Source organism: Acinetobacter sp. CFCC 11171, assembly GCF_003268405.1.
GTDB classification, from domain to species: domain Bacteria; phylum Pseudomonadota; class Gammaproteobacteria; order Pseudomonadales; family Moraxellaceae; genus Acinetobacter; species Acinetobacter amyesii.
Window position 1 is genome coordinate 17,602 of the sequence record NZ_LQXP01000019.1, and the last position, 23,471, is coordinate 41,072.

General features: G+C 43.6%; 20 protein-coding genes and 1 pseudogene. 8 read left to right on the plus strand and 13 right to left on the minus strand.

The annotated features are described in order from the left end of the window. Positions 1-4 precede the first annotated feature (4 nt). Positions 5-742, plus strand: a complete 738-nt coding sequence (locus AVJ20_RS10340) for a sulfite exporter TauE/SafE family protein (RefSeq protein ID WP_111885148.1) — start codon at positions 5-7, stop codon at positions 740-742. A 9-nt stretch (positions 743-751) separates the two neighbouring features. On the opposite strand, the gene AVJ20_RS10345 is transcribed toward AVJ20_RS10340, so the two are convergent. The 4 genes from AVJ20_RS10345 to AVJ20_RS10360 all read right to left on the minus strand — a co-directional run bounded on the left by AVJ20_RS10345 (position 752) and on the right by AVJ20_RS10360 (position 6,833). Beyond that, a complete protein-coding gene (locus AVJ20_RS10345) occupies positions 752-1,654 on the minus strand; it encodes a LysR family transcriptional regulator (protein WP_111885149.1) in 903 nt (300 codons plus the stop codon). A 115-nt stretch (positions 1,655-1,769) separates the two neighbouring features. Beyond that, positions 1,770-3,074, minus strand: a complete 1,305-nt coding sequence (locus AVJ20_RS10350) for a solute carrier family 23 protein (protein ID WP_111885150.1) — start codon at positions 3,072-3,074, stop codon at positions 1,770-1,772. Between the two features lie 297 nt (positions 3,075-3,371). Continuing rightward, positions 3,372-6,056 carry a phosphoenolpyruvate carboxylase gene (ppc, locus tag AVJ20_RS10355; RefSeq protein WP_111885151.1) on the minus strand — a complete coding sequence of 895 codons (2,685 nt, stop codon included), beginning with the start codon at positions 6,054-6,056 and terminating at the stop codon, positions 3,372-3,374. A 153-nt stretch (positions 6,057-6,209) separates the two neighbouring features. Further along, entirely contained in the window at positions 6,210-6,833 is a 624-nt protein-coding gene (locus tag AVJ20_RS10360; protein WP_111885152.1) for a TetR/AcrR family transcriptional regulator, read from the minus strand. Between the two features lie 151 nt (positions 6,834-6,984). Here AVJ20_RS10360 and AVJ20_RS10365 point away from each other — a divergent pair, with 151 nt between their 5' ends. From AVJ20_RS10365 to dnaJ, 4 genes are all read left to right on the plus strand, one after another. Further along, on the plus strand, positions 6,985-8,091 hold the full coding sequence (locus AVJ20_RS10365) for an efflux RND transporter periplasmic adaptor subunit (protein WP_111885153.1): 1,107 nt from the start codon (positions 6,985-6,987) through the stop codon (positions 8,089-8,091). Next, positions 8,091-11,228 (plus strand): efflux RND transporter permease subunit, encoded by a 3,138-nt coding sequence (locus tag AVJ20_RS10370; RefSeq protein ID WP_111885154.1) that lies wholly within the window; start codon positions 8,091-8,093, stop codon positions 11,226-11,228. The genes AVJ20_RS10365 and AVJ20_RS10370 overlap by 1 nt, the downstream gene beginning before the upstream one ends. A 133-nt stretch (positions 11,229-11,361) precedes the next feature. Continuing rightward, the gene (locus AVJ20_RS10375; protein ID WP_111885155.1) at positions 11,362-11,739 is read left to right on the plus strand and encodes a hypothetical protein; all 378 of its coding nucleotides are present in this window, start codon (positions 11,362-11,364) and stop codon (positions 11,737-11,739) included. 106 nt (positions 11,740-11,845) lie between these two features. Continuing rightward, complete coding sequence (dnaJ, locus tag AVJ20_RS10380) at positions 11,846-12,964, plus strand: molecular chaperone DnaJ (RefSeq protein WP_111885156.1); 1,119 nt, start codon at positions 11,846-11,848, stop codon at positions 12,962-12,964. Positions 12,965-13,047: 83 nt separating this feature from the next. Here the strand turns inward: dnaJ and AVJ20_RS10385 are convergent, their stop codons facing one another. Then, positions 13,048-14,691 carry a PglL family O-oligosaccharyltransferase gene (locus tag AVJ20_RS10385; RefSeq protein WP_111885157.1) on the minus strand — a complete coding sequence of 548 codons (1,644 nt, stop codon included), beginning with the start codon at positions 14,689-14,691 and terminating at the stop codon, positions 13,048-13,050. Positions 14,692-14,909: 218 nt separating this feature from the next. Between AVJ20_RS10385 and dapB the strand changes: the two genes are divergently transcribed. Both dapB and AVJ20_RS10395 read left to right on the plus strand, forming a co-directional pair. Beyond that, positions 14,910-15,731, plus strand: coding sequence for a 4-hydroxy-tetrahydrodipicolinate reductase (dapB, locus tag AVJ20_RS10390; protein ID WP_111885158.1), 822 nt, complete (start codon positions 14,910-14,912; stop codon positions 15,729-15,731). Between the two features lie 58 nt (positions 15,732-15,789). Further along, entirely contained in the window at positions 15,790-16,431 is a 642-nt protein-coding gene (locus AVJ20_RS10395; protein WP_111885159.1) for an START domain-containing protein, read from the plus strand. 3 nt (positions 16,432-16,434) lie between these two features. Here AVJ20_RS10395 and AVJ20_RS10400 read toward each other — a convergent pair whose 3' ends face one another. Beyond that, positions 16,435-16,887 carry a hypothetical protein gene (locus tag AVJ20_RS10400; protein WP_228157196.1) on the minus strand — a complete coding sequence of 151 codons (453 nt, stop codon included), beginning with the start codon at positions 16,885-16,887 and terminating at the stop codon, positions 16,435-16,437. Positions 16,888-16,988: 101 nt separating this feature from the next. Here AVJ20_RS10400 and AVJ20_RS10405 point away from each other — a divergent pair, with 101 nt between their 5' ends. After that, positions 16,989-18,452: a PLP-dependent aminotransferase family protein gene (locus AVJ20_RS10405; RefSeq protein ID WP_111885188.1), complete on the plus strand. Its 1,464-nt coding sequence runs from the start codon at positions 16,989-16,991 to the stop codon at positions 18,450-18,452. Here AVJ20_RS10405 and ahr read toward each other — a convergent pair. The 7 genes and pseudogenes from ahr to AVJ20_RS10440 form a co-directional block, all read right to left on the minus strand. After that, positions 18,433-19,458, minus strand: a complete 1,026-nt coding sequence (gene ahr, locus AVJ20_RS10410) for an NADPH-dependent aldehyde reductase Ahr (RefSeq protein ID WP_111885160.1) — start codon at positions 19,456-19,458, stop codon at positions 18,433-18,435. The genes AVJ20_RS10405 and ahr overlap by 20 nt on opposite strands. Before the next feature lie 49 nt (positions 19,459-19,507). Further along, a pseudogene (locus tag AVJ20_RS10415) lies at positions 19,508-20,061 on the minus strand (DNA-3-methyladenine glycosylase I). A gap of 27 nt (positions 20,062-20,088) precedes the next feature. Further along, positions 20,089-20,334, minus strand: a complete 246-nt coding sequence (locus tag AVJ20_RS10420) for a hypothetical protein (protein ID WP_067765657.1) — start codon at positions 20,332-20,334, stop codon at positions 20,089-20,091. Between the two features lie 17 nt (positions 20,335-20,351). Further along, positions 20,352-20,867, minus strand: a complete 516-nt coding sequence (locus AVJ20_RS10425) for a M23 family metallopeptidase (protein WP_228157200.1) — start codon at positions 20,865-20,867, stop codon at positions 20,352-20,354. Positions 20,868-20,946: 79 nt separating this feature from the next. Beyond that, positions 20,947-21,993 carry an A/G-specific adenine glycosylase gene (mutY, locus tag AVJ20_RS10430; protein WP_111885161.1) on the minus strand — a complete coding sequence of 349 codons (1,047 nt, stop codon included), beginning with the start codon at positions 21,991-21,993 and terminating at the stop codon, positions 20,947-20,949. Positions 21,994-22,131: 138 nt separating this feature from the next. After that, positions 22,132-22,491: an HIT family protein gene (locus tag AVJ20_RS10435; protein ID WP_067765651.1), complete on the minus strand. Its 360-nt coding sequence runs from the start codon at positions 22,489-22,491 to the stop codon at positions 22,132-22,134. 72 nt (positions 22,492-22,563) lie between these two features. Continuing rightward, positions 22,564-23,304: a dienelactone hydrolase family protein gene (locus tag AVJ20_RS10440; RefSeq protein ID WP_111885162.1), complete on the minus strand. Its 741-nt coding sequence runs from the start codon at positions 23,302-23,304 to the stop codon at positions 22,564-22,566. Positions 23,305-23,471: the final 167 nt, after the last annotated feature.

Genomic DNA, 23,471 nt, shown 5'->3' on the forward strand with positions numbered 1-23,471 from the left:
CGCCATGATTTGGTTCGTCATCACCGTTTTTGCAATCGCAGGTCTAATTAAAGGCACGATTGGGTTAGGCCTGCCTGCGGTATCGATGGGCCTCCTCACCATGGTGATCAGTCCATTTCAGGCAGCCACGTTATTGATCATTCCATCTATGGTCACCAACTTTTGGCAACTATTTGCCGAAGGGCAGGTGCTGCGACTAATTCAACGCTTTTGGCCCTTGTTACTTGGGATTATCGTCGGTTCAATTTGGAGTATTTTTCCAACTTTAGGACATGGTGAATTTAAAAGTGAAGCTTTACTGGGGGGCATGTTGGCACTATACGGACTGTATGGGCTTTGTGCCAAAAGCTTGCCGAACTTTGCACCACATGAAAAATGGCTATCTCCAATGATCGGTTATCTTGGTGGAGCGCTGACTGTTGCGACCGGTGTGGTGGTGATTCCTGTGGTGCCATATTTGCAAGGTTTGCAACTGAAACGCGATGATCTCGTACAGTCACTCGGTTTGGCCTTTACCACGTCGACTATTTGTTTGGCAGTGTTCTTACAGCAAAATCCTGTGGAAGATTTTCCGATTGATTATGCCATGTCAGCCATGGCACTGATTCCAGCGCTCATTGGCATGTGGGCAGGGAAAAAAATCCGTTATCGCATTCCAGAACAAGAATTCCGTAAGGTGTTTTTTATCGGGTTGATTGCCCTCGGTGGCTATATGATGCTGCACCAGTTAGGAGTGATTTGAAGCCTAGACTTAGCCATCTAAAGTAGATTTTTGTGACAGTAGAAACTGACTGAAATGCTGATAATTTAAGGGTAAATCATCAAAATTACGTGCGGTGAGCAGCAATTTTCGATTGGCCCAGTCACCGCTGAGCTCAACTTGGGCAAAGGCATACAAATTGATTAATCGTTGGGCTGCACGTTTTGGCATGATGGCAATGCCCACACCATTCGCCACCACTTGGGCGATTGCGGCAAAGTTCGGCAAACGCAGCCGATACTGAATTTCACAGCCGAATAATTTGGCTTGAGCCTCGATCGATTGTTGCAAGGAATGATATTGCATCAAACCGACAAAGGGATAATTTAAAATCTCTGCGGGTTTGACGCTAGATATCGAGGCCAATTCATGAGTTATAGGACAAATCAGTACCAAAGGATCATTTGCAAACTCAAGCGTTTGTAGTTGTTCAGATTTAAAGAAACCTGAAATTAAGCCTAGTTGTGCATTACCTTGCTCTATCGCTGCAATGATGTCTTTAGACTCGGCTTCATGCAGCTCAATTTGTGTATTGGGATTTTCCAGCAAATAGCGTGGCAGCAAAACCGGCAAATATTCACTTTGTGCAGATGAATTACACCATAAGGTCATATTGGAACTTAGCCCATGGGCAAAGGGCAGCATCGCGTGTTCTAATTGTTGCCCCTCACCTAAGATGCGCTGTGCATGTTCAACCAAGGTTTGACCGGCAAGAGTCAGTTTGACCCCTTTGGCTTGGCGAGTGAAAAGGGCTGTGCGGTAATGCTGTTCGAGTTTTTTAATCCGTTCACTGGCTGCTTGTAGCGAGATGGCAGAACGAGCAGCGCCTTTGGTCAGACTGCCGCTTTCTACAATGTGCAGCACCAATTGGAGGTCGAACAAATCCAGTCGCATATGGTGTATTCCTTGGCTAATGCCTTATCTTACCGAAAGAGCAGCTATAAAAAAAAGCGACCTTTCGGCCGCTTTTCAAATGAATGTTGTATTCTTTTTTAAATGCTTTGGAGGCTTATTCTGATTTATCGCCCAAGCTAAAGAACCAGTTCAAAATCAGCGCTGCAAATGTAGCAGTACCAATACCACCTAAGTTGAAGTTACCGAATTGAAGTGCAAAGTCACCTGTACCTAAAATAATCGTGACTGCTGCCACCATCAGGTTTTTATTTTTTGAGAAATCGACTTTGTTTTCAATCCAAATTTTCGCACCTGCAATGGTAATTAGACCAAATACAACAATCGATGCACCTGTCAAAATGGCTTGCGGAATGGTATGAATAATCGCACCAAACTTTGGAGAAAGACCAAGGAAGATGGCGAATACACCTGCAAATACAAAAACGATGGTCGAGTAAACACGTGTTACTGCCATCACACCTATATTTTCGCCATAGGTGGTCATACCCGGACCGCCGACACCGCCTGATAGTGTGGTTGCAACACCATCTGCAACGAAGGCTTTACCAATGTGCGGATCGAGGTTTTCACCTGTCATCGCACCTACAGCTTTGATGTGGCCAAGGTTTTCAGCAACCAAAATCAACGCAATCGGTGCAATGATCAGCATGGCATTGAAATCAAAAACAGGCGAGTGGAATTGAGGAACACCAAACCAAGCTGCATCTTGTACTGGAACGAAGTTGATTGGTGTGCCATGACCCATGACATTGGAAATGATGTAATACACCAAATATGCCAGTAATAGACCGACCAATAGCAATAAGCGTTGTAATAAGCCCTTCGTGAACACCGCAATCGAACCCATACATAGTACAGTGACTAATGCCATCCACATATTAAAGTTATTACCGGCAACCCCTTTAATGGTCACTGGGGCAAGGTTGAGACCAATGATCATCACCACTGCACCTGTCACTACAGGTGGCATGAGTTTTTCAATCCAACGGGTACCCGTTGCCATCACGATAAAACCAAAAATGGCATATAAAATACCGCAGGCCATGATCCCGCCAGCAGCCAATGCAATATTGGCATTGGGCGCGCCAGTACCTGACGCTGCATAACCTGTTGCGGCAATGACCACACCAATAAAGGCAAAGCTTGAGCCTAAATAACTTGGTACACGACCACCTGTCATAAAGAAGAACAGGATGGTACAGATCCCCGACATTAAAATCGCAAGGTTGGCATCAAAGCCCATCAAAAATGGCGCAAGGACAGTTGCACCAAACATTGCAAAGGCATGTTGTATCCCCAATACAACACTTTGCACCGGAGGTAGGTACTCATTTGTACCTACAGGACGTGCATCAATATTGCCTTCGTACGGGCGCCATTTGGGAAACCAATTGGACATAAAATGAGCACTCAATAGATAAATTGTGCACATCATACTCTTGTTTTTTAGAAGATTTAATCTCTTTTAAAAATATTTTGTTCAAACTAATTACATGACTTTACATGTAAATTTACCAAATGGTAAAAGTTTTAAAGGTGTAAAAAAGGCATTAAATCATGCAATTAATCAAATAGGCTTGGAGCCAATTCTTCATAAATTTTTCTTATTTTATATATTCCAAAATAAATTAAAACCAATATGAATGGTCAAAAAAAAAGCACACAGTTCTGTGTGCTTTTTGAAAACTTGGAAGATTTAGCCAGTGTTACGCAACCCTGCCGCAATACCCGCGATGCTGACCATCAACGCATGGTCGACTGGGGTATTTTCAGCCTGACGCTCGGCAAGGTAAGCGCGGCGGCGTTTCATTAGCTCGGCTTGCAGTAAATGTAGTGGCAATAAATAAGGTTTACGCACCTTCATGGATTGGTCGAGCACATCGTTACTGCTGAGTAATTTTGATTCACCTTTGAGTGCTAATAGCGTTTGTACCGCATCACGTAAGCGCTGACGCAACTCTTCGCCCAATTGTTTGAGGTCTGAGTCATCAGTCAGATGAGACTCATAATACAGCGCCACATGACCATCAGCCTTAGACAAGACCATTTCCAACATATCAATCAGGGTTTGGAAATAAGGCCATTGCTCTAACATTTCTTCGAGTGTCTGCTTTTGACCCTGATCAATCACTTGATTAATCGCAGCACCTGTACCGAGCCAAGCAGGTAACATCAAACGGATTTGCGTCCATGCGAACACCCAAGGAATCGCACGTAATGACTCAATTCCACCGCTAACTTTACGTTTGGCTGGGCGTGAGCCAAGCGGTAACATTTGCAGTTCAAGTTCTGGTGTCACAGTCCGTAGATATTTTACAAAATGCGGATTTTCACGCACGGTTTGACGATACACCTGTACCGACAGATCCGTCATGCTGTGCATGAGCTGACGCCATTCCTGTTTCGGTTCAGGCGGTGGTAATAAGGTCGCTTCTAAGGTCGCTGCGGTGTAAATTTCTAAGTTTTGTAAGGCAATGCCTTCTAATCCAAACTTGAAGCGAATCATTTCCCCTTGTTCTGTGACACGGATCGCTCCTGAAATCGAACCCGGTGGCTGTGAAAACAGCGCTTGCTGTGTCGGCGCACCACCACGGCTGATTGAACCGCCACGGCCATGGAATAATGTCAGTTGTACATCATGTTTTTTCGCAACTGCGGTTAATTCTTCCTGTGCACGATACTGCGCCCAGTTTGCCGACATAAAGCCCGCATCTTTGGCTGAGTCTGAATAGCCAATCATCACCTCGTGTTTACCCTGAATATGCTGCTTATACCAATGCATATTAAATAGGGTATTCATGGTACGGGCTGCACCATCCAAATCTTTTAAGGTTTCAAACAGTGGCACGACACGTAGCGCTTGTTTGATGCCGGCTTCTTTTTGCAGTAACAATACGGCCAAGACATCACTCGGATGTTCTGCCATGGAAATAATATAAGCCCCTAAACTTTCAGGTGGCTGTTCTGCCAAAGTGCGCATGGTCGCAAAGACTTCTTGTACATCCGGATGTTCAATCAGACTTTGTTTCGGCTCATTTAAAAACTTCGGTAGCAGAGGTCGTTTGCTTTGGAGTTCCTGAATCAAGAAGTTTTGACGGGCTTGCTCCGTCCATGTTTCAAAATTACCTAAACCTAAATATTCCGTAATAGCAGAAATCGCTTGGCGATGACGTGTGGATTCCTGACGAATATCGAGTTTGAGTAATTCGATACCGAAACAATTTACCCGATGAATAAAGTCGAGTAACTGACCATTGGCAATTTCAGGTAAACCGCTGTCAATCAGTGAACGGTAGCAAACCAATAGTGGATCGAGCAGCTCATGGCGGCTTTTAATGACTTGGCTATCGTCAGCATCTTCACCACGGAGTTTTAGTGCCAACCAGTGACGAGTGGCTTTGAGGCGTTCCCGCGCATCACGTAGATATTCACGATAGGGTTCAGGGTGGAAATGGCCTAAGGCATCACTAAGTTCTTTACTGCATTCTTGAATCGAAAGTTCCCAGCGCAGGTCTTCGATATCGCGTAAATACAAGTCGGCAGCTTTCCAACGTGAAAGCCACAGCACTTCTTGAGTAATATTATGGGTGACGTTTGGGTTGCCATCACGGTCACCGCCCATCCATGATGCAAAGCGCACAGGAGCAACATTTAAAGGCAAGGTCTTGCCACAATGATCTTGAACCATGCCATCCAATTCACGCATGAATTTGGGTACAGCATTCCACAAGGTCTGTTCAATGGTCGTGAAGCCCCATTTAGCTTCGTCGACAGGCGTCGGGCGATGTTGACGAATTTCATCCGTTTGCCATGCCGAGCAAATCAGTTGTTTTAAATCATCCAGTACGGCTTTGCGTTCGCGTGGTGTAAGTTTTTGTTGATCCATTTTAAACAGGCAATCATTAATCCCATCATATTTCTGGATCAAGGTACGGCGGCTGACTTCAGTTGGATGTGCAGTCAGGACCAGTTCAATTTTTAATTCACAAATTTGTTGGAACAGTTGGTCCGCACTGATGTTATTGCTTTTAAATTTTTCAAATAAATGATCGAGTGGATTCGGTGATGGTGCTTGCTCATCAAACTCACTTTGGCGACGGCTGCGCACCACATTGTATTGTTCGGCAATATTGGCGAAGTTGAGAAAGTGCGTAAATGCACGGGTCAGAGGCAGAATTTCTTCATCTTTTAAATTTAAAAATAATTGTTCTAACTGTTTTTCAGCTTCAACTTGTCCATCGCGCGCGCCTTTAGACAAAGCACGAATTTGCTCTACCTGATTAAACAAATCTTGTCCTGCATGCTGCTTTAGGGTTTCACCTAATAAATTGCCCAGTAAGCGCACGTCTTCACGTAATGGAGCATCAATTTGTTGAATCATTTGTTATTTCTCCGCGTATTCCTGTCTCGACTATACCCCGAAAGTGCTGTGGCAAAAGGGGGGTACAGACAAAAGTCGGATGACTTTTCTAGGTAAATGAGCAGTAGCTATGCCATTTGTTTCAGTTTAGCCTTGAAATATTTCAGAAAATGCTTAGCTCTGTGTGCCGAGTTGATATTTCAGCATAAAGATGTCGATGGCAGAGTGAATAATGGCCTGTCGCTCTGCTGTTTCAGGTACTGGGCGCATGCCCAATAAGACTTCTTGATGGCGTAGTCCCATCAGTAGCGACACAATCAGTTCAGTTTGTCGGGCAGGATTATCCTGCTGAATGAAATTTAAAGCTGCTGCGTCTTGAAAGAAATTCTCCCAGACTTGGCGCATTTTCAAATGTGAGGCACGGAAAAACTGTTCCACCAAGGGACTGTGTTCGGCAGCCAACTCCAAAAGTAATAAGTCCAGTTTAATGGCTTCTGGCAAATTCATGATGTTCAGCCCCAACTCACAAATTTCAATGAAAGCCTGCATAAAATGACTTTCGCTGTGCAGATGTCGCGGGCGAGTATTTAAAATATATTCACAGGTATCTTCAATTGCACTGGTAAATAAGGTGGCTTTGTCCTGAAAATGATTATAGACCGTCAGTTTGGTGACCCCTGCATGTTGCGCAATCTGATTCATGCTGCAACCGTGATAGCCCATTTCTAAAAATAATTGTTTTGCAGACTCTAAAATCCGTTGTCGTTTTTCTAAGTCTTTCGGGCGGCCGACATTCATTTGCTAAAAAAATTCCAAAAAAGGCGAAAAGGTCATTGATTTAGGATAATTAATCTAATTAATGTACCGCATGGTTTATTAATTAAAAAATAACCAAATTAATTGAATAATATTCTGCCCTAAAAAAGACTTTTTATTAAGAGCGAACTTCATGAGTACGATTAAGACCACAGTTGTCAGCATGATTATCGTTTGCAGTGTGACCTTATGGGGATGCAGCAAGGATAAAGCCCAAACGGAACAGGAAGTGCCATTTGTGATGGTGACTCAGCCGGGCGCCACACATTTTGAACAAAAAAGTTATGCGGGTGATGTACAAGCCCGCCAGCAAACAGCTTTAGCTTTTCGGGTTGGCGGCCAAATCACTGAGCGCTATGTCGATGTTGGAGACCAAGTCCGAGTCGGGCAAGTCTTGGCAAAATTAGACGTCAAAGATGCACAGTTGCAACTGAATGCAGCACAAGCGCAGCTTGAAAGTGCGCGTTCCGCTGCACACATTGCTGAAGATGAACTAAAACGCTTTAAGCAATTATTGCCAGTCAATGCCGTGAGTCGCTCGCAGTACGATGCTGTAGAAAACCAATATAAAGCAGCACAGTCGAACTTAAAGCAAGCTCAATCCAATTATGATGTGAGTCGTAATCAGACCGGTTATAACCAATTAATTGCCAATAAAACTGGGGTCATTACTGAGCGCAATATTGAGATTGGTCAAGTGATTGCAGCAGGACAACCGGCATTTCAATTGGCGATTGCAGGTGAACGTGAAGTGGTCATTGGTGTGCCTGAACAAGCGGTTACTGAAATTAAAACAGGGCAGGATGCATGGGTCACCTTGTGGTCGAAACCACAGGAAAAATTTGCAGGCTATGTGCGTGAAATTAGTCCTGCAGCCGATCAGTCTCGTACATATAGTGTCAAAGTGGCATTGCGTGAAGGCAATAGTGCCATTCAACTGGGGCAAAGTGCACGGGTATTTTTAACCAAAGCACAGCAGAATGTTTTGCATGTGCCGTTATCGAGTGTGTCTGCGAGTGGTCAGCAGGCATATGTGATGGTGGTCAATGCAGATAATACGGTACGTAAAGTTCCAGTGAGTTTAGGTGAATACGGACGTGACAGCGTGCCCGTACTTAGTGGTCTGCAAGCAGGGGATTTTGTGGTGGTTGGCGGTGTGCATTTGCTCCGCGAAAAACAAAAAATACAACCTGTTGATCGTGAAAATCGAGCGGTACACATTCAGGCAGGAGTTAAATAATGAATTTTAACTTGTCTGAGTGGGCACTGAAAAATAAAGGCTTAATCCTTTATTTTATGATTCTGCTGGGCATCGTTGGGATATTTTCTTATTCCAAATTGTCGCAGAGTGAAGACCCGCCATTTACCTTTAAAGTCATGGTGATTCAAACCTATTGGCCTGGTGCAACAGCCAAAGAAGTTTCGCTACAAGTCACCGATCGGATTGAAAAAGAACTGATGACCACGGGGCAATATGAACGCATCATGGCGTATTCACGTCCGGGTGAATCCATGGTGACCTTTGTGGCCAAGGACAGTTTACGTTCGCAGCAAGTCCCTGATGTTTGGTACACCGTGCGTAAAAAGGTCAATGATATTCGCCATCAATTACCATCTGGGGTGCAAGGTCCTTTCTTTAATGATGAGTTTGGTGACACCTTTGGTAATATCTATGTGCTGACCGGCAAAGACTTTGACTATGCCACCATGAAGGAATATGCCGACCGTTTACAGCTCCAGTTACAACGGGTCAAAGACGTTGCGAAAGTGGATTTGATTGGTCTACAAGATCAAAAAGTTTGGATTGAAATTTCCAACACCAAAGCCACACAAATGGGCATACCCGTAACGGCGATTCAACAAGCCTTGCAGCAGCAAAACACGGTTGCCAGTGCTGGCTTTTTTGAAACCAATTCTGACCGGATTCAAGTACGTGTCAGTGGTAATTTACAAAACATTGATGAACTGCGCCAGATGCCCTTATTGGTGAATGGTCGAACGATTCAATTGGGTGATGTAGCAGATGTACATCGGGGCTTTAGTGATCCACCGCAGCCGCGTATGCGTTTTATGGGAGAAAATGGTTTAGGCATTGCAGTATCGATGCGTAAAGGTGGCGACATTCTGGCTTTGGGTAAAAACCTAGAAACAGAATTTGCCCGCTTGCAAAAAACCTTGCCCTTGGGCATGGAACTAAAAAAAGTGTCGGATCAGCCTGTAGCCGTGAAGCGCAGTGTCAATGAGTTTATGAAAGTCCTCGCTGAGGCGGTGATTATCGTCCTATTGGTGAGCTTCTTCTCCTTGGGTTTCCCTACAGGTCTTGTCGTTGCATTTTCCATTCCATTGGTCTTGGCAATGACCTTTGCCGGTATGCAGATGTTTGATGTCGGTTTGCACAAGATTTCTTTGGGAGCATTGATTCTCGCACTCGGCTTATTGGTGGATGATGCGATTATTGCTGTCGAAATGATGGCGATCAAAATGGAGCAGGGCTATAGCCGGTTACAAGCCGCCGGACATGCATGGCGGACGACTGCATTTCCAATGCTAACAGGCACGCTAATTACGGCTGCAGGATTTTTGCCGATTGCCACAGCCGCATCGAGCACAGGGGAATACACTCGCTCGATTTTCCAAGTGGTCACTATCGCATTGGTGGTGTCATGGTTTGCAGCAGTGCTGTTTGTTCCCTATTTGGGGGATAAATTACTGCCCGATTTCAACAAAGATTTGGTACAAAAAGCCCCGTGGTATCAGCGCCTGTGGGCACGTTTGCGCAAACAACCTGAACCTCAGCCGATGGTGCATCATGCCGGCGAACATCATGATCCTTATCAGTCTCCGTTTTATCAACGTTTCCGTGGTTGGGTTGACACTTGTGTGACTTATCGCAAGACGGTGATTGCAGCGACGGTGGGCATTTTTGTGTTATCGATTTTAATGTTTAAAACCGTACCACAGCAGTTCTTCCCACCGTCAAACCGTGCTGAAATTTTAGTGGATTTAAAGCTTGAGGAAGGTGCGTCGCTGAAAGCCACAGAAGCGGCAGTAAAAAAAGTCGAAGCGTTCTTGTCGAAAAAACAAGGCATTGATAATTTTGTGGCTTATGTGGGTACCGGTTCGCCGCGGTTTTATTTACCTCTAGATCAGCAGTTACCCCAAGCCAGTTTTGCTCAGTTTGTGGTATTGGCTTCATCTTTAGATGATCGTAATGAGATCCGCCAGTCATTAGCAGAAGAAATTCGTAAGCTCTTACCTGAAGTACGTACACGGGTTTCACTTTTAGAAAATGGGCCACCTGTGGGTTATCCATTGCAGTTCCGCGTGTCGGGTGAAGATCTAAGCTTAGTGCGTGAGTGGGCACAACGTGTGTCTGCAAAAGTCAGTGAAAACCCGAACACCACCAATGTGCATTTGGATTGGGGTGAGCCAAGCAAAGTTATTAAACTGGACATCGACCAAGATCGCGCACGTCAAATGGGAGTTTCCAGCTTAGATCTGTCCAATTTCCTGAATAGTTCAATCAGTGGTGCGGTGATTAATCAGTATCGTGAGAAACGAGAGCTGATTGAAATTCGGATGCGTGGTGATCAAGCGGAGCGATTGGATGTCGGTTCGCTCAGCAGTTTGGCAGTACCGACCAGCAATGGTGGTTCAGTGCCATTGGCGCAGATTGCGAAAATTGAGTATAGCTTTGAAGAAGGTTTGATTTGGCATCGTAACCGTTTACCGACCATTACTGTGCGCGCGGATATTCGCAGTAAATTGCAACCTGCAACGGTGGTGGGTGAGTTAAAAGATTCATTTGATCAGTTACGTGCAGAGATGCCGAATGGTTATCTACTCGAAGTAGGCGGCACTGTGGAAGAGTCAGCACGAGGCCAAACTTCTGTAAATGCAGGCATGCCATTATTTCTCGCAGTTGTCATGACTTTGTTGATGATTCAATTACGCAGCATGTCACGGGCGATGATCGTATTTTTAACAGCACCTTTGGGCATTATTGGCGTGGTGTTATTCCTGTTATTGTTTAATAAACCCTTTGGTTTTGTGGCGATGCTCGGCACGATTGCACTGTCTGGAATGATTATGCGCAATTCACTGATTTTGATTGATCAGATTGAACAAGATATTCAGTCCGGGGAGTCGGCTTGGGAGGCGATTATCAATGCGACGGTACGTCGTTGCCGTCCCATTGTGTTGACTGCATTGGCCGCTGTATTGGCGATGATTCCACTTTCTCGCAGCATATTCTTCGGTCCAATGGCCGTGGCGATTATGGGTGGATTGATCGTGGCGACCCTGCTGACCTTGTTCTTTTTACCTGCGCTATATGCACAGTGGTTTAAAGTGAAAAAAGCTCAGCAGAATCCTTAAAAGTGTCATAATATTGGGTGCGAAATATTGAATTTTTCTCTATAGTAGCACCTGATCTACAAAGACATTTTTAAAAAGTAAAACAACCACAAGTGCAGCGCGGCATATTGTGGTGTACGGGGTTGAATCACAGATGACAGTAGAGAGTTTAGCTAAGTATCGCCGTTATGTTGCGATTTCTTATGTCTTCATGTTTTTCGCTTTATTTACCCTGATTAGTGGTGTATTTGCCTACGGCTTTGCACGCAAAGTCACTCAAATCGATTCTGCAGAAGTTTGGCTCCAAGCCCAAGCGCTTTGGGTCATGCGCACCGTCGTGATTTATTCCATGATGGCCATTTTTGCCGCACTGTGGTTTATTCCTTTATTTTTCTATTATTGGGACACCTATCTTTGGGTGACTGCATGCACGGTAATTGGTGTGGTCTTTGCTGCGATTGCCTTTTTGTATTTATTAAATGCATGGATCCAAGGTCTATCCAAATTCATTAAAAATAAGGCTGTTTTCTAAGTCGATTTATTTTTTTCCTGCCTACCCCTTGAAAAAATGGTTTGATTCCCCAATTTCAGACCACAGTTAAGTATTAAATTAAATTCCGTGAGGAGCATCGCCAGACATGGCTAAACGTGATTATTATGAGGTTTTAGGTGTATCTAAAACCGCAAGTGATGATGAAATTAAAAAAGCCTACCGTAAGTTGGCGATGAAGTATCACCCTGACCGTAATCCAGATAACCCAGAAGCTGAAGAAAAATTCAAAGAAGCTGCAGAAGCATATGAAGTTTTATCGGACAGCGAAAAACGTAGTATGTATGACCGTATGGGACATCAAGCGTTTGAAGGCGGCATGGGCGGCGGCGGTGGCTTCGGTGGCGGTTTTAGCGCAGAAGATATCTTTAGTCAGTTTGGTGACATATTCGGTGGCGCATTTGGCGGTGGTGGCCGTGGTGGTCAGCAACGTGCACGCCGTGGTTCAGACTTACGCTATGTTATGGAGCTTACCCTTGAGGAAGCTGTAAAAGGCGTGAAAAAAACCATTACCTTTACTGCGCCAGCGCCATGTGATGCCTGTGATGGTAAAGGATCTAAAAATCCAAACGACGTCGAAACGTGTAAAACTTGTCATGGTGCAGGTCAAGTGCGTATGCAACAGGGCTTCTTCTCTGTGCAGCAAACCTGTAGCACCTGTCGTGGTCAAGGTAAAATTATTAAGAACCCATGTAATAAATGTCATGGTTCAGGGGTTTCTGACCGTCAGCAAACTTTAGAAGTGACCATTCCTGCAGGTGTGGATAATGGCGACCGCGTACGTTTAAGTGGCAAAGGCGAGGCGATCCGTGATGGCCAAGCAGGCGACTTATATGTAGAAGTGGTGGTACGTGAACACGAAATCTTCCAACGTGATGGCGCTGACCTATATATGGATGTGCCTGTAAGTATTGCAGATGCTGCATTGGGTAAAGAAATTCAAATTCCGACACTCGATGGTCGTGTGAGCTTGAAAGTGCCTGAAGGAACTCAAACTGGCAAATTGTTCCGCTTACGTGGTAAAGGTGTGAAACCTGTACGTACCAGCATGACTGGTGACTTACTCTGCCGTATCGTGGTGGAAACGCCAGTGAATTTAACGGCTCGTCAACGTGAATTGTTAAAAGAGTTACAAGACACGATGGATGGCGATGACAATAAATCATCTCCGAAGAAAAAATCATTCTTCGACCGTTTATTTGATTAATTGATATGATTTGCTTGAGTTCGCTGTGATTTGAACTTAGCTATAAAAAAGCCTGCAAAATTGCAGCTTTTTTAATGAGCGTTTTAAGGTTTCGGCTGTGCTATAGGTAGTAATAAACTCTCATAGCTCATGTCGAGCCTATAGATATTTTTAAGACGCTGTAGCTGATGACGTGCTTCAGCCTCACGACCATTAAAGGCCAATAAACGTGCATATTTAATGATGTGGTATTTCGCTGGGTAGCTGCGAACCAATTTTTCAGTATCCTGAATGGTTTGTTCAGAAACGATGGAGTACGGATTTAAACGAATAATCGCCACCCGATGTCTAAATTCCGTGAGCAAATAGATCGGCTCATGGTTGGTGATTTTCTCCGGTGTTTTTTCATATTTTGATGCCTGACCCAGCTGAATCGCTGCATTGGCATAATCACGATAAATCACCGTAATCAGCACGGCGCCAATCACGAAAACAATGCGGATAAACCACGGAGACAGGCTCAAAGTAGCCGTCTGTGGCTTCGCTGCTTGAAGAATCCCAATAATAAAACCCGCAGGCAGTAAGAAATATGCGTAGTTTTGCGGAAACTCCAACATGGCATGAATAACGAAGACACCGACCATCAATAGGCCAATCACAGATAATGCAGACTTGGCTAACTTCTGTAATTGGATGCCCCAATAAGCGAAATAGGTCAAGAACGGTACACCAATAATGGCGCCATTCCACAATAAGAAATCCAAAATAAAATTGTGTGAGCTACGAATCCATACAGGCCCTTGCACCGTGTCAGAGATCGAGACAAAAGCGCTACTAGTCTGATGCCAACCATAGCCAAACCAAGGCTGTGCAGCTACGGCATGCGCCATTTGTTGCCAAATGGCTAAACGAGACATATCTCCACCAGCACGTTTGACTACGTCACGACTTTCTTGAATATTCATGTCGGATATTTGGCTCATGATTTGACTTAATTTTGGCATCAATACAATCAGTGCCACAAAGCCGATAAACCAGGCCAAGCTGTAAAACCAGCGAAGACGGATATAATCTTTGTACTGTGCATAAGCCAAATAGACTAGGACACAGATACTTGCCACCCAAGAGGTGCGAGATTGGCTGAGCGCGACCCCAATTAAAATAGGAATTGCACAAGTGACCAAATAGCGGGTTTTAACTTTTTGCTGTTCATAAACATATAAGCAGGCTAACAAGGACATGAGCAGAAACGTGGCCATGTTATTTGGCTGAGCAAAGTTTGCAAATGGGCGCGTAGTTCCACTAATTTTCATCACAAAAGGAAGAAACGAGTCGAAATCTAACCACTGACATATTGCGATGAGCCCTGTCATGACCCCAGATGCAACAAAGGTATAGCTCAGGTATAGGAAGGTTTTTTCGCGTTTTTCCGTACCTTGTGAGAGGCTAAAACCAAGATTGATACACAGCCAGAAGCTGAACACAAACAGCATACAGAGTAAGGCAATACTAAAATAATACACCTGCCCAAAAGCCAGTTGCACAAAGGGAATCAACGCTAAGAGCAACAGGGGCAAGGAAATTTTTGCCACCATGAGCTTTTCTTTAAAGAACGTTGCCGCTAAGGCAAACAGGGCAAAAAAGGTATAAAGCTCACCGGTATACGTGGCCCAAGGTCGGTAATGAATCGGAATCAGCCATGCCAGTGCAATACAGACTGCCGCACAAAGATACAATAGGGTTTTCATGAAAATTCAGGATAAAAAGAACGCGCCTATCATACCGTGAAATTGAGCGAGCTTGGTGATGTAAGCGTCAATCAGATTGAAAAGCGATGGAAGTGCAGTGCGTAAGCATTGACTGTAAATGCATCAGGAAATTTGCACTTTTTATGAATTCCAACTTAGCCTGTGCATGGAGTTTTGCTATAGTAAGACCAATTTTGAATCAACATTAGGAAAATGTTATGTCAGCTTCTCCACGCATTGGTGTATTAGGTGCAGGCGGTCGTATGGGACGCATCTTAATTCAAGCCGTTCAACAAGCGGGCTATCAATTGGCTGCTGCAGTAGAACGTCCTGAAAGCAGCTTAATTGGTGCAGATGCTGGTGAACTTGCTGGCATTGGTGCAGTGGGTGTGAAGGTTGTCGGTAACTTGGCTGATGTACTGAAAGATTGTGATGTGGTCATCGACTTTACTGCTCCTGTTGCAACAGCACAGCATTTAAAATTATGCCGTGAAGCTGGGGTGGCAATCGTGATTGGTACGACTGGTATGAATGACGAACAAAAAGCCTATTTAGATGAAACTGCAACACACACTCCAGTGGTGTATGCAGCGAACTATTCGGTCGGTGTAAACGTTTCGATTAAACTGCTTGAACTTGCATCAAAAGTATTTGGTGACACAGTAGATATTGAAGTCATTGAAGCTCATCACCGCCATAAAGTCGATGCGCCATCAGGTACAGCGTTAATGATGGGTGAGGCGATTGCCGGTGCTTTAGGTCGTGATCTCAAAGAAGATGCCGTGTATTGTCGTGAAGGTCATACAGGCCCGCGTGAGCGTAAAACCATTGGTTTCCAAACCATTCGTGGTGGTGACATTGTGGGTGAGCATACAGCGATGTTTATTGCGGAAGGTGAGCGTGTGGAAATTACGCATAAAGCGACCAATCGTATGAACTTTGCAGCCGGTGCTGTTCGTGCCGCAGCATGGGTTGTGGGTCGTGACGCACGTAAATATGACATGAAAGATGTATTGGGCTTTAACGATATTGAGGTATAAACTTCCGTTAAATTCCGTTATAACAACAAAATAAAATTAAAATAAGATGATCAATGGAATGAAAAAAGTCATATGTATGCTTTGTACTGTCGCAGTGACTGCGGCAGTACAAGCGAAACCAATGGACAATGCTAAACTCAGTATTCATAAAAATAATATTAAAGTTTGGACCTATCAAAATGAACAAAACCCTGTCATTCAATATAAAGCTGAAACCAGTTTTGATGTGCCGATGGAAAATGCAGTCAGTTTGGTTTTAGATGTAGAAAATGCAGTGAAATGGGTGCCTTATATGGGCAGCGTAAAAGTCCTGTCCCGAGATGACAAAAAAGGCGAATTTACGCTGTATATGGTTTTGGATTTTCCTTTTCCCTTAAAAGACCGTGACTTAGTCGTGCAGGGTAAAATACGCAAAGATGCACAGGGCAACATCAGTATTCAAAACAAAGCCCTTAAAAAAGGCTATCCACTTCATCCCAATTATGTACGTTTAACCGAATATGAAGGTGATTGGACCTTCCAACGTTTAAGTAATCAAAAAGTGAAAGTGTCGACTTCAGGGTATGCGAACCCTGAAGGGTCGATTCCACTCAGCTTTGTGAATATGTTCGTACAGCAACAGCCTTATCAAATGCTGCAAAAAATGAAAGTGCAACTGGCAACCTATAAACCAATAGCACTTCATGACGTTTTAAAATAGACGCTATCTTTGCAAACTCGGTCGTGATGACTCAGCCAATGAATAAGCAGTCAGCTTTTTAAGTTGTTGAGGTTCTGGAAGTTCAATACTCAGCAGAGTTTCTAACTGGTTGTCAGCTTTTTTTGGATCATGCAATTTAATTTGAATTTGGCGTGACGAGGTCTGTTGACAGGCAAAGCGTAACTTAGCTTGTTGGGGCGTCAAATTTAAGCTGTTACTGTGTTGAGCTGAATAGACATAGATTTTTTGCTGCAGATTACCGGTTGCTAAGGGCTGGATCTTTCTTAATTTATATTCATTCAGCTTTTGGGCATTGAGAAAACCTTCAATCAAAGCATTACAAATGAAATTTTGCTGCTGTTCTGCCGCAGTTTGCGCATCTTGCTTACAGGCACTCAATAAAAATGTAGCGATGAAAACGCTGCCCAAAGTAAATTTTGTAAGTTTGAAAGCCATACATCCTCCTCTGTATTTTTTGATTTTGAACTGAATAAACACAGCTTAAATCTGTTATTTTTATGGGTACAGATACAGAAAATATTAAAAAAAGGGTACAGATGGCGTTTCAATATCAAAGCTTAGCGGCAAGCATGGCGCATAAAATTTATAGCGGTGAATTGATCGCAGGGCAGCGCCTCAATTCGCTTCGTCAATTTGCTCAACAGCAAGGTATTAGTTTGAATACCGCAAAAAATTGTTATGAGTTGCTCGAGGCGCAAGGTTTGATTTATGCGCAAAATAAGGCAGGCTATTTTGTAAAACAGCAGCAGCTTGTTAACCCGCATGATCACTTAGCATTGCCAGAGCATCCAGATTTTCAACCTGCATCGCGTGATGTGTCGCATTTAGAATTACAAATTCAGATTCAAGAAGATGCTATCAATAATCAATTGATTCATCTTGGTTCCATTCAGCTCTCACCAAATTTGATTCCTACTGAAGCCTTACGTCGTTCTGTGCAGCGTGCGCTGAAACATTGTAAGCCCGAAGATTTTCTTTATAGTGATCGACAAGGACATCCAATACTGCGTGATGCGTTATCCGCACATTGGGCTGAGGACGGATTTCATATTGCAGCTGAACAAATTTATATCAGTAATGGCTGCATGCCTGCACTTTCGACCATTATTCAAACTATGACTGAACCCGGTGACAGCATTATTGTGCCAACACCGAATTATAATGGTCAGTTGCAATTGCTCGCTTTATTAAAACGTAAAATCATTGAAATACCTGCAGATAGTCAGGGTTTTGATTTAGAGCGTTTAGCCCAAGCCATGCGACAACCCCATGCGAAAGCATGCTTATTAACAGCAAACTTTCAAAATCCTTTGGGTTTTTGTTTAAGTAATCAAGAAAAAGAAAAAATTGCACAATTGGCGGCGCAGTATCAATGTCCAGTGATTGAGGATGATATTTATGCTGAGTGTAGTCATGCGCAGCAGCGTCCTTTACCTATTCAATATTGGGATCAGCACGGATATGTGGTGTATTGCGGTTCGGTCTCGAAATCGTTGTCACCTTCTTATCGGGTGGGTTGGTTTTGCCTACCAACACGGCTTAAACATTTACATGCGCAGTTACTGATTCAAAATGTTTTGGTGAATACCCCGCTGCAATTGGGGTTGGCTGATTTAATTTACAGTCGCGCTTATCGCCAGCATTTAACGGCTTTAAGACCTAAACTGCATGAGCAAGTACAGCAATATCGTGATTTTATTGGCCATGCATTTGAAGGTGTGGAGATTCGCTTGAATCAGCCGCAGGGAAGTTATGCGCTCTGGTTGCAATTGCCCGCGCAGATTGACAGTTGGGATCTGTATTGTTTTGCCCAACAGCACGGTATCAACATTGTACCGGGACTGTTGTTTGGTGGTGCAGATCGTTACCGTAACTGTATTCGCCTGAATGCAGGACATGAACTGTCTGAACAGATACGACAGGCGATACAGTTATTGGCCAATTGGGTTAAAAAGGCTTTAAACGTTGAATTGAATAGCGTTAATCAAAATCCGCTTTAAGCACAATACGATATCGCACTTGGCCTGAATGTAAGCGTTCTATGGCTTCATTCACTTGTGACATTGGGAACAGTTCAATCTGTGGTGCAATGTTTTGACGTGCGGCAAATTTTAAAAGTTGACGCAGTGCGGCAGGCGAACCAGTTGAAGAACCAGTGACTGATTTAGCACCACTAATCAACATACCTGCAGGAATTTGCATTGGCTCCAGTGCAAGTCCGAGCATATGCACACTGCCATTTGGTGCCAGTGTAGATAAATAAGCTTGCCAGTCTAAAGTGACATTCACTGTACTCAAAATTAAATTAAATGTGCCGCGATGTGCTTTAAGTGCAGACGTGTCACGACTGCTGAGTACATGGTCTGCACCCATGGCCTTGAGTTCTTCCGTTTTATCAAGACTTGAGGTGAATGCAGTAATTTCACAGCCCCATGCTTTCAATAACTTAATTGCCATATGACCTAAGCCGCCAATCCCAATCACTGCAACGTGATGAATGGCTTGAATCTGGTGCTGTAAAATTGGATCAAATACAGTAATTCCACCGCATAAAAGTGGGCCTGCACTCACAGGATCTAAATCATCAGGGAGAGGAATCACCCATTGCCAACCTGCACGGACTTTATCTGCAAAACCACCTGCGTGTCCCACGATGGTAGCCGTTTTTCCACCCGTGCATTGTACTTGCTGCCCTGAGATGCAGGGATCACAGTTTTGACAGCTTTCAGCAGTCCAACCAATCCCAACACGTTGACCCAGTTTTAGACCTTTGGCTTCACTACCAAGTTGTGTGATCGTTCCGATAATTTCATGGCCTGGGATCACCGGATAGACTGAGGATTTCCAGTCATTTTGGATAATTGAAACATCTGAATGACATAAACCACAGTACTCAACTTTGACTTCAACTTGATGGGCTTGTAGTTCACCTGCATCAAATTGATAGGGAACCAATGTTTCACCGGCATTCATTGCAGCAAAAGCACGAATTAAATTGTCACTCATTGTCCTTAGTCCTTATTAATCTATGAATACTCTAAATTTATTTGCTTAACTATTTAAATTCACAATGATTTTCATGGTCGTTTACCATGCCAATTGCTTGCATGAATGCATAGCAAGTCGTGGGGCCTACAAATTTGAAGCCGTGTTTTTTTAATGCTTTAGATAAGCCTTGACTCTGCAAGGTTTGTGCGGGAGCTGCGCGATAATCTGCGACATCATTTTGTTGAACTGTATTATTCACAAATGACCATAACCACTGTACGGGATCTATGCCTTGTGCTTTAAGGTTTTGCCATGCTTTGGCATTATCACGAATAGCAGTTAATTTTCCGACATGTCGATGAGTCCAGCATCTTGTAATTTTTCTTGTAATTGTACTTCAGTCAATGCAGCAATATCGGCTATAGCATGCTGAAAAAAATGTTGACGGTAGCAGTCACGCTTTTTGAGTACGGTAATCCACGAAAGGCCAGCTTGTTGTCCTTCAAGACACAGCATTTCAAACAAGTGTGTTTCATCATGATTGGCTTTTCCCCATTCATGATCATGGTAATGCATGTATAAAGGGTCTTCAGAGCACCAACCACAGCGTTGTTTTGTCATGTCCAGTGCTCCTGTGACAACTGAAACTTAAATTTTAAATTCAGTCCATTGATCACTTTTATTATCCCAATAGGACAGGGTAGCTTGTCCTAAATCTGCAAATTGAATCCATACATCTTTGCCAGATTTGTCTGCGTAACCTGTGCTAATCAGCAGGGCTTCTTCAGTAATCTCCATGATCCAGCCCTGATGTGACTGACCATTAAGACTAATTTTTTGTTGATTGCCTGATTCTGCAAATTCCACCAGACGATTGATCAACGCTTCTGACATGTAAGATTCCTAAAAAATTAACGTAAATATAGATAAGGATTTACCGCATTTCGACCCTTACCATTTAAGTAAATGCCATAGTGTAAATGCGGTGCGGTATGGCGTGCGTTTCCAGTGTTACCCACATAACCAATCACATCGCCTTTTTTGACATAGTCGCCTACCTGTAAACCACGTTTGTGGCCATCAAGGTGCGCATAATAGTGCCATGAACCAGCAGGCCCCATAATCCATATCACTTTACCACCCAAATTGTTATTACGTAAGTCGGCAACTAAACCTTCTGTGGCACTCAATACTTTTGTTCCACGTGGAACTATAATATCAATGCCTTCATGGCTGCGACCTTGACTGCGTGCTGCACCCCAAGTGTCTTTAAGTTGACTACGTTTGACTTGATGAACGGGTACAGGAAGTTGATTAGCCAAGCGCATTTGTTGCAACTTTTTCACTTCCGCAGCAGGAAGGCTAGAAGAGGGTACTTTTTTAGGTGCTGAGGTACAGGCAGAAAGTAGGGCTATAAATAAACTGATTACAGTGCCAACGACAAGGCGGCTAACAGACACTTTTTGAATCACAAATATCCCTATTCGTTATTTAAGTCGAGTCTGACTATGGCACAGATACGGCCGTACTTTCTAGCGCAGAAATGAGTTTTTTCATTGCTGTTGGTATACCTAACTGTGTTGCAGCAATTGGACTTAACCACTGACCTTGTAGTTCAATTGAGATATGTTCTTTTTGATTATTGCTTGCTTTGAAACATAATGCTTCAAGTTGCCAAGTAAAGTGGGTAAAGCTATGTGAAATCTCGACCCGTTGTGGCAACGCGGTTAAGGCTAAGGTCTGCGCTTGCTGTTGTAAGGCTGGAAGCTCATCAAAAATAGGTAAACACCATAAGCCGCCCCATAAGCCACTGTCTGAACGTTGTAGCCAAAACCATTCATCTTGAGATTGGATTAATAAGACTTTTGCCGAGCGAACAGGAACACCCTTTTTCGGTTTTTTAAAGGGAAGGTCTGCTTCAATACCTTGTTGATGTGCTTTGCAATGCTGTTGCATTGGACAATATAGGCATAGTGGTTTTTTGGGGGTACAGATCGTAGCTCCCAAGTCCATGATGGCTTGAGTGTAGTCATGATTGCGTTCAATAGGGCAAAGCTCATCTGCTAATTTCCACATTTCACGTTCATACATCGGTTTAGATAAGTCATCTTCAATGGCAAAAAAGCGTGAAAGTACACGTTTCACGTTACCATCCATAATCACGCCATATTGGCGTAAACCCAGTGACATTAAGGCACCACCAGTAGATGGACCTATACCAGGAAGCTCGATCCACTCAGCCAAAGTCTTTGGAAAATGTCCCTGCCGTGCAACAATTCCTGCTGCTTTATGTAGATTACGTGCACGTGCATAATAGCCGAGTCCAGCCCAATAGGGCGCGACATCATCCCAAGAAGCCGTGCCTAAGTCGTTCACAGTTGGAAAGCGTGTGATGAAACGGTCAAAATATTGTAAAACCGTTTTGACTTGGGTTTGCTGCAACATAATTTCCGAGACCCAAACTTTGTACGGATCATCTGCAACTTGCCAAGGTAAATCATGGCGACCATGGATATCAAACCATTCAAGCAGGGCATCTGAAAATTTAAACATGAAGCAACATCGAAACTAAAATCTGTGCATAGTATACATGCTTTAAGTCGCTGCTTTGGCGTACATAGTTTGCTTGGACTAGAGGATATGGAGCTTTAAAAAAGGAGCCGAAGCTCCTTTTTCATAGTGGGTCATGGTTTAATTTTCAAAACCCCAACGTGAGTCAAGTGCTAGTTTTTGGTTATCATAGCGTGGAATGATGTGAATATGCACATGAGCCGTTTCCTCACCAAAAACATGACCATCATTGAAACCAATATGAAAGCCTGTAGGTTGATATTTTAAATTCAGTTCATTACGCGCTTGTTCAAGTAGCGACATCAAACTTTTACGTTCTTTGTCTGTCACATCAAAAAAAGAACTGACATGTCGAAGGGGAACAATGACACTATGACCCTTCGACAAGCTATGAGGCTCAGGAAGCACAACACCAAAATCATTTTTTGCAAGCACGTCATATTCGTCGAAGTTGCAATATGGGCAATTGAGTTCTGTCATCTTTATCTCCTCGTTTATTTTTTGAATTTGAAACTTTATTTCATCACTCTTTAGTTCTGAGCCAAATGATGATTAAGCTTTTAAAGTTCGATCCAGTAATTCATACATCGCATTTAAGCTTTGTTGCTCTGCTGCTGCGTTATAGCCTAAATCGACATTATTCGCTTTTGCACGTTCATCAGCCAAAGGATTGCTAAATCCATGTTTGGCATCGGCATACACGATGACATTATGGTTCACACCCGCAGCATGCATTTCTTCACGGAAACTCGCCACATCATCCAGAGTTACCATCGAGTCTAGTTCACCATGTTGCACCAAAATCTCAGCTTGGACTTGGCCGGTTTGAGCCGGTGTTGCTGTCGCCAAGGTCGCATGGAATGTCACAACAGCTTCAAGTGCTGCTCCTGAACGTGCGAGGTCTAAGACCACTTTACCGCCAAAGCAAAAACCGATTGCTCCGAGTTTAGCTGCATTTACTTCAGATTGCTGTGCCAAAGTGGTTAAAGCTGCAGACGCACGGGTCACAATTGTGTCTGCATGATCAAAGGTTTGCATCATCCATTCATAAGCTTGTTTCGCATCTGTGGTAACTTTTTTGTCACCATACATGTCCAATGCTAAAGCCGCATAGCCATGTTCAGCCAATTCACGAGCACGTTGTTCGGTATATTCATTACGTCCCCACCATTCAGGTGAAACCAATACACCTGCAACGGGTTCAGATGTTTCAGGCGCGGCAAAATAGCCGATCAATTTTGTGCCATCTGCAGCAGTATATTCAATTTCGCGTGTTTTAATTTTGACGGTCATGGTTAAATCCCTGTAAGGCAATGGATCGTTTGAATGCTTAGAAATTAAAGCATAAATAACAAAAATGATTTATCTAAATCTAAGATAGCAATGTGAAATTTTGATGATTGAAAATAAATAAATAAATAAAGAAAGTGGAAATTAAATAATTGAGTATTGGGCGTAAT